Annotated in this window: 6 protein-coding genes; all 6 read right to left on the reverse strand. The window is 40.2% G+C overall.

The window, feature by feature from the left end:
• The coding region (gene cysD, locus JWP71_RS08315) for a sulfate adenylyltransferase subunit CysD (protein WP_299498533.1) at positions 1 to 631 on the reverse strand (631 nt) is incomplete at its 3' end.
• A complete protein-coding gene (locus tag JWP71_RS08320) occupies positions 628 to 1,344 on the reverse strand; it encodes a phosphoadenylyl-sulfate reductase (RefSeq protein ID WP_299498535.1) in 717 nt (238 codons plus the stop codon). The genes JWP71_RS08320 and cysD, both read right to left, overlap by 4 nt.
• Positions 1,344 to 2,843: a TSUP family transporter gene (locus JWP71_RS08325; protein ID WP_299498537.1), complete on the reverse strand. Its 1,500-nt coding sequence runs from the start codon at positions 2,841 to 2,843 to the stop codon at positions 1,344 to 1,346. Before JWP71_RS08325 ends, JWP71_RS08320 begins: the two co-directional genes overlap by 1 nt.
• Positions 2,821 to 3,588, reverse strand: coding sequence for a uroporphyrinogen-III C-methyltransferase (gene cobA, locus JWP71_RS08330; protein ID WP_299498539.1), 768 nt, complete (start codon positions 3,586 to 3,588; stop codon positions 2,821 to 2,823). Before cobA ends, JWP71_RS08325 begins: the two co-directional genes overlap by 23 nt.
• Positions 3,585 to 5,678, reverse strand: coding sequence for a nitrite reductase (locus JWP71_RS08335; RefSeq protein WP_299498541.1), 2,094 nt, complete (start codon positions 5,676 to 5,678; stop codon positions 3,585 to 3,587). Before JWP71_RS08335 ends, cobA begins: the two co-directional genes overlap by 4 nt.
• A gap of 214 nt (positions 5,679 to 5,892) precedes the next feature.
• Positions 5,893 to 6,327 carry an Rrf2 family transcriptional regulator gene (locus JWP71_RS08340; RefSeq protein WP_299498543.1) on the reverse strand — a complete coding sequence of 145 codons (435 nt, stop codon included), beginning with the start codon at positions 6,325 to 6,327 and terminating at the stop codon, positions 5,893 to 5,895.
• Positions 6,328 to 6,336: the final 9 nt, after the last annotated feature.

Below are 6,336 nucleotides of genomic sequence, written 5' to 3' on the forward strand. Positions count from 1 at the left end.
AATATATAGTTGGCAGATCTATTTTTTCTCTGCGGATATAGTTCCAAACGTCTAATTCTGTCCAGTTACTTATAGGAAACACGCGTACGTTCTCGCCTTTATGTATTTTTCCATTATAGATGTTCCATAATTCGGGGCGCTGGCGTTTTGGGTCCCATTGGCCAAACTCGTCACGAACTGAGAAGATACGTTCTTTAGCGCGTGCTTTTTCTTCATCACGACGCGCGCCACCAATACAGGCATCAAATTTATGATGAGCAATAGTATCCAGCAGGGTAACAGTTTGTAAAGCGTTACGACTGGCATTTTTTCCTTTTTGTTCAACTACTTTGCCCTGGTCTATAGAATCCTGCACACTGCCAACTATCAGTTTTTCGCCAAGGCGTTTAACCATGGCATCCCGATACTCAATAGTTTCAATAAAGTTATGACCGGTATCAATATGTACCAGCGGGAAAGGAAACTTACCCGGACGGAAAGCCTTTTCGGCCAAACGCACCAGTGTTATCGAATCTTTTCCTCCCGAAAATAAAAGCGCAGGGCGCTCAAACTGGCCGGCCACCTCACGCAAAATATGTATGGCTTCTGCTTCAAGCTCGTCTAAATAATCCAGTTGGTTGTGTTTGCTCATTTGTTATCAATTATTAACTCATGCAGGCCGCATTCTTTTTTTGACTGGTCTTCCCACCACCAGCGGCCGGCTCTAAAATCTTCACCTTCTCTTATTGCTCTTGTACATGGTTGGCACCCAATACTTGGGAAACCCCGGTCATGCAAAGTATTGTAAGGTATGTTATATTTTTTAACGTATTCTTTTACTTCATCCAGCGTCCAGCTAAAAATAGGGTGGAATTTAACCAGGTTATGCTGCTCGTCCCATTCTACATTATGCATATCCGCCCTGTTTACAGATTGTTCTGCACGGATACCGGTTATCCAGCATTTATTTCCGTTTAGCGCACGGCTTAATGGCTCCACTTTACGTATCCCGCAGCACTCCTTGCGGTTCTCCACCGATTCATAAAAGCTGTTTGGCCCTTTTGCATTTACCATTTGCTCCACGGCCGCGTGCTGTGGATAATAGGCATAAATAGGCTGCCCGTATATCTCCATTGTGCGGTTCCAAACATAGTAAGTTTCCGGAAATATGCGGCCAGTCTCCAGCGTAAATACTTTTATAGGCAATTTATTAGCAAAAATCATGTGCGTAATAACCTGATCTTCCCAGCCAAAACTGGTGGAAAACACTATCTCGCCAGGGAAAAGTTCAGCTAATTTTGCCAAAGCTTCAACCGGTTCTAAACCGGTTGTTAGTTGCTTTATATTTTCTGCTGATTCACTCATTATATTATTTTAGTTATAAAAACAATGATGCTTCGCAGGCTTATCAATATTACTATTACCGCTACTGACATCATTATTGCCTTGGTAGATATTTTATTTGATATTTTAGCTGCTATGGGTGCTGCTAATGCGCTGCCAAAAACCAACCCTGCAACTGCTTCCCAATGCGCACCGTTTAGCATGGTAATAAAGGTTAATGAACTCATTAACGCTATAAAAAACCTGGATAATTTTACCGTACCTAATGAAAACCGGGGATGGCGCCCGCCGGCAATTAATGTAGACAATACAATAGAACCCCATCCGCCGCCACCAACTGCATCAATAAACCCACCGCCAAAGCCCAGTAATGGAATTCTTTTTATTTTTTCACCGGTTCTTTTGCGCTTTAAATTTAGCGCTTTAGAAAATATTACTATCCCTAAAATAAGCGTGTATATAGAAACTACAGGTTTTGAATATTGGCTATAATGTTCTAAAGATGATAAAATATAAGCGCCTAATACGGCGCCGATGATCCCCGGAATTAAAAGCATCTTAAACAAGCGCCAATTAATATTATGCATTCTATAATGCATCCATCCGGCTATGCCATTACTTAATATTTCTGAAAGGTGTACACCCATACTCGCTGAAGCAGGAGGTATGCCCATTGTTAAAGAAAATGTTGTAGATGTAACACCATATGACATGCCAATGGCTCCATCAACTAAGGCAAATACAAAACCCGCTCCTAAAAAGTAATAGAATACCGGATTAATTTCCTGTACATAGCTTTTAAATGCAGGCTCGTTAGCCCATAGTCCTGTTATACCAACAGCCAAAGAAAAAATTATTGATAACCAGATTAACCATTGAAAATTTTTACGAACAATTTTTGGTTCCAGTAATACCGAGGTTACTTCGTTTAATTTTTTAACCTTATAGGTAAAATCGCCGGTTAATGAATTTCTCAGTTCACTCATTTGCTGTAACGTAGTATCCAGTTCGGCAGGTAAGCTTTCGTTTAAAACCTGTTTAAGCCGTTTGGCGATGGTAGGAGATTTTCCGTTGGTTGATATACCAATTTTCAGATCGCCTTTTTGTACGATGGAGCCCAAATAAAAATCACATAGTTCAGGCTTATCGGCTACATTGATCAGTAGTTTACGCTGATGTGCTGATTCTCTGATGTAATTGTTTAATTGTGAATCGTTTGTGGCGGCAACAACTATATCAGCACTATCCAGATCATCATCGTTGAAAGATTTTTGGATAATTTTTATACCGGGGTAGGATAGATTATAGACCTCAGGAATAACGCTTTCGGCAATAACTGTAACTTTTGCATTTGGGCTATTGTGCAAAATAGCTGTTAATTTTTCTAAACCAACATTACCCGCACCAATAAGCACTGTATGCAATTCGTTCAGTTTTAAAAAAACCGGGAACAGCTGATTGCCTCCGGCTTTTTCATCCTGAACAGCAGTTAGTGCATTATTTCCGGGTAACAGCGTCATATAGTTTTCTGCGTGATTGGAACAAAGGGTGCAATGCCACTACTTCGCCAAATACAATAATAGCCGGCGAAGTGATCTCATCCTTCTTAGCAATTTCAACAATTGTATCTACAACACCAATAGCCAGTTTTTCTTTCGCGGTCGAACCGTTTTGAATTATAGCTACAGGTAGTTTGTGTTTATCTTCTTTTTTAAATATTTCAACAATTTCTGCCAGTTTATGAATGCCCATTAGCACTACAATTGTAGCCCTGCTGCGGGCGGCTTCATAAACATCATTTGATATATTGCCGCTGGATGTGGTACCTGTTACCACCCAAAAGCTTTCGCTTAAACCACGATGGGTAACAGGAATATGCTGCAAACCAGGAACTGAAATAGAACTGGACACACCGGGAATAACCTGTGCCGGTATATTGTGCGCGGCTGCATAATCCAATTCCTCATATCCTCTGCCAAACACAAACGGATCGCCGCCTTTAAGTCTTACAACATGACCGTAATTAATGGCATAATCAACCAGTAATTTATTTACAGCATCTTGTGAATAGGAGTGGTCGCCAGAGCGTTTACCTACATATATCTTTTCTGCATGTGCAGGAGCAAATTCTAATAACTCTTCGTTAGCTAAAGCGTCATATAAAACAACATCGGCTGTTTTTAACGCTTTTATCCCTTTCAGGGTTATCAGGTCGGCATCACCCGGCCCTGCGCCAACTAAAGTGATCCTTGGTTCATTGTTCATGATTGTAATACTGATTCTCTTTTTGCTTTCACTGTTTCTAAAAATGCTGTCGCGGAGGCTTTATAGGCCGTAGCAAATTCTTCAGATGGTTCGTTTTGATTGATCTGCAATACCAGGTCATTAAAGCTAGTGTTCAATTCAATTTCATTTGTAGCAACATACTGTGCATCAAATTCGCGTATTACACCAGCTTGTGTGCTGCTACTCACACCTTTATCTAACAATAAAGCTTTTGCCGAGCCAATTAACACATTGTAAGAATGATATATAGCGTCAGACCATGCACCATTTGTAAATGATTCATTCGCCCAACCTAATTTCTCGTCAGACTCATATAATAAGGTAGCTACCAGATCAATTATAACACTGGCACATTCACCAACACCAATAGCAGATACGTAAGTTTCCTGGTGACCCCAGTCAACAAAATCCTCATCGGTTAAAGTAGTAAGGTCTGCAAGTGGTTTTAATAACTGGTAAAAGTAATCTTTACCTTGCCTGTCATAATAATTATGGAATATCTCGTCGGCAATTGAATTGGCCTTATAGTCATCCAACACATCGCGTAACACCTGAGCCGCGCGTTTTGCAGGAACTTTAATAACTCTTTCGGCAGCACGGCCAACACCATTACCAACTGTACCGCCGCCCAGCATAACCTGCATAGATGGCAACACTTTTGCACCGGCTTTAAGCGAACTGCCATGAAACCCAATATGTGCCAGCCCATGCTGACCGCATGAGTTCATACAGCCACTTATTTTTATTTTTATGTCTCGGTTGTAAATCAGCTCTTCATATTCATTGTAAATCAGATCTTCCAATACCCGCGCAAAGGTCATGCTGTTTGATATACCCAAATTACAGGTATCAGTACCGGGGCAGGTGGTAACGTCAGCCACAGTATCAAAGCCCGGGGCCGAAAAATCTAATTCTGTTAACCCGTTATATAATGCCGGTAATGCTTCCTTACGAACATATTTTAACATTAAACCCTGGTTTTGGGTAATGCGTATTTCGTCAGCCACAAGGGGCTCCAAAACAGCCACCAACTTACGTGCAACATCAGAAGGGATATCACCAACAACAACTTTAATATATACGCCATAAAAGCCTTCCTGCTTTTGTTCGAACACATTGGTAGCCAACCATTGCTCATAACGTAAGGGGTTACTTATTTCAACTTGCGGATAGGTTGTTTGTTGCGGCAGGGCAGGCATAACTATTGTATCCCTGTCTATCTTGTAACTTTTTACCTTATTGGCAGTTCTTTCTATTTTAGTTAAGCGTAATACTTCATCCAATCCCAGCTTTTGTATGAGATATTTCATACGGGCCTTGTTACGGTTATTCCGTTCGCCATAACGGTCAAATACGCGTATAACAGATTCTATGTAAGGTATTAGTTGATCTTCGGGTAGAAATTCTTCTACAATACTTGCCAGTATGGGTTGTGCGCCCAAGCCTCCGCCAAGCATTATCTTAAAGCCACGCTCATTATTGCTGTTTATCTTTGGTATAACACCTATGTCATGAATGTAGGAAAAGGCGGTGTCTTCATCGCTTGACGAAAATGATATTTTAAACTTACGGCCCATGTCCTGGCAAATAGGGTTACGCAGAAAATATTCAAATGTAGCTTGTGCGTATGGCGATACATCAAACGGCTCTTTTGGATCGATCCCGGCGTTAGGTGAGGCGGTAACATTTCTTACCGTATTTCCACATGCTTCGCGCAAGGTTATATCGTCTCTTTCCAGGTCGGCCCATAATTGTGGAGTACGATCAAGACTAACATAATGTATTTGTATATCCTGGCGGGTAGTTAAATGCAGGTTACTGCTTGCATACTCGTCAGATATATCGGCTATGCGTAAAAGTTGTTTAAAAGTTACTTTGCCAAAAGGTAATTTAATACGCACCATTTGCACACCTGGCTGGCGTTGGCCGTAAACTCCTCTTGCCAAACGCAAGCTTCTAAATTTCTCGTCATGTATTTTTCCTTCACGAAAAGCCCTGATCTTTTTTTCAAGATCTATTATGTCTTTCTCAACAATCGGGTTCTCCAGCTCTGTTCTGAAGCTTTGCATAGTATTTTATATTTGTACGTTAAAAAAATGCCTTAGGGGCTTGCTTATGCAAATATATTAAATTGCATCCTTTTGCTATATTTAAGTATCAGTATTGATACGGTCAAATACCCCTACAACCTGCATTTTTATTGCCAAATATATATATAGTATATGGAATTGGTAGAATATTGTTTAAAAAATATGCTTTTTTTAACATTAAGATGAAAAAACGTTAAACGTGGATAAGTGTATTTTCCCGGCTAATAATATCAGCAATACTTGTTTCTGATAATATTTTTAACGTAGCATCGCGTACATCAATAAATACATCGCGTATGCCACAAGTGGTTTCCTGGTGGCACTCATCACATTTATGATAAAAGTTTAAACTTGCGCAGGGCACCATAGCAATAGGCCCATCGGTAATACGCATTATGCTAACCAGGTAAATATCTTTTGGATCTTTATTAAGCGCATAACCACCACCGGCACCCTTTTTACTATATAAAAAACCCGCATTGCGCATATCTAATAATATTTGTTCCAGGAATTTTTTAGGTATGCGTTCTTGTTCTGCAATCTTTGAAATTTGCATGGGAGGTTTGTCCGTGTTCTTCCCAAGAATTACTAATGCTTTAATAGCATATTTAGTTTTTTTCGATAGCATTTTTAAAAA

This window comes from Mucilaginibacter sp., assembly GCF_028287845.1.
Classification (GTDB): domain Bacteria; phylum Bacteroidota; class Bacteroidia; order Sphingobacteriales; family Sphingobacteriaceae; genus Mucilaginibacter.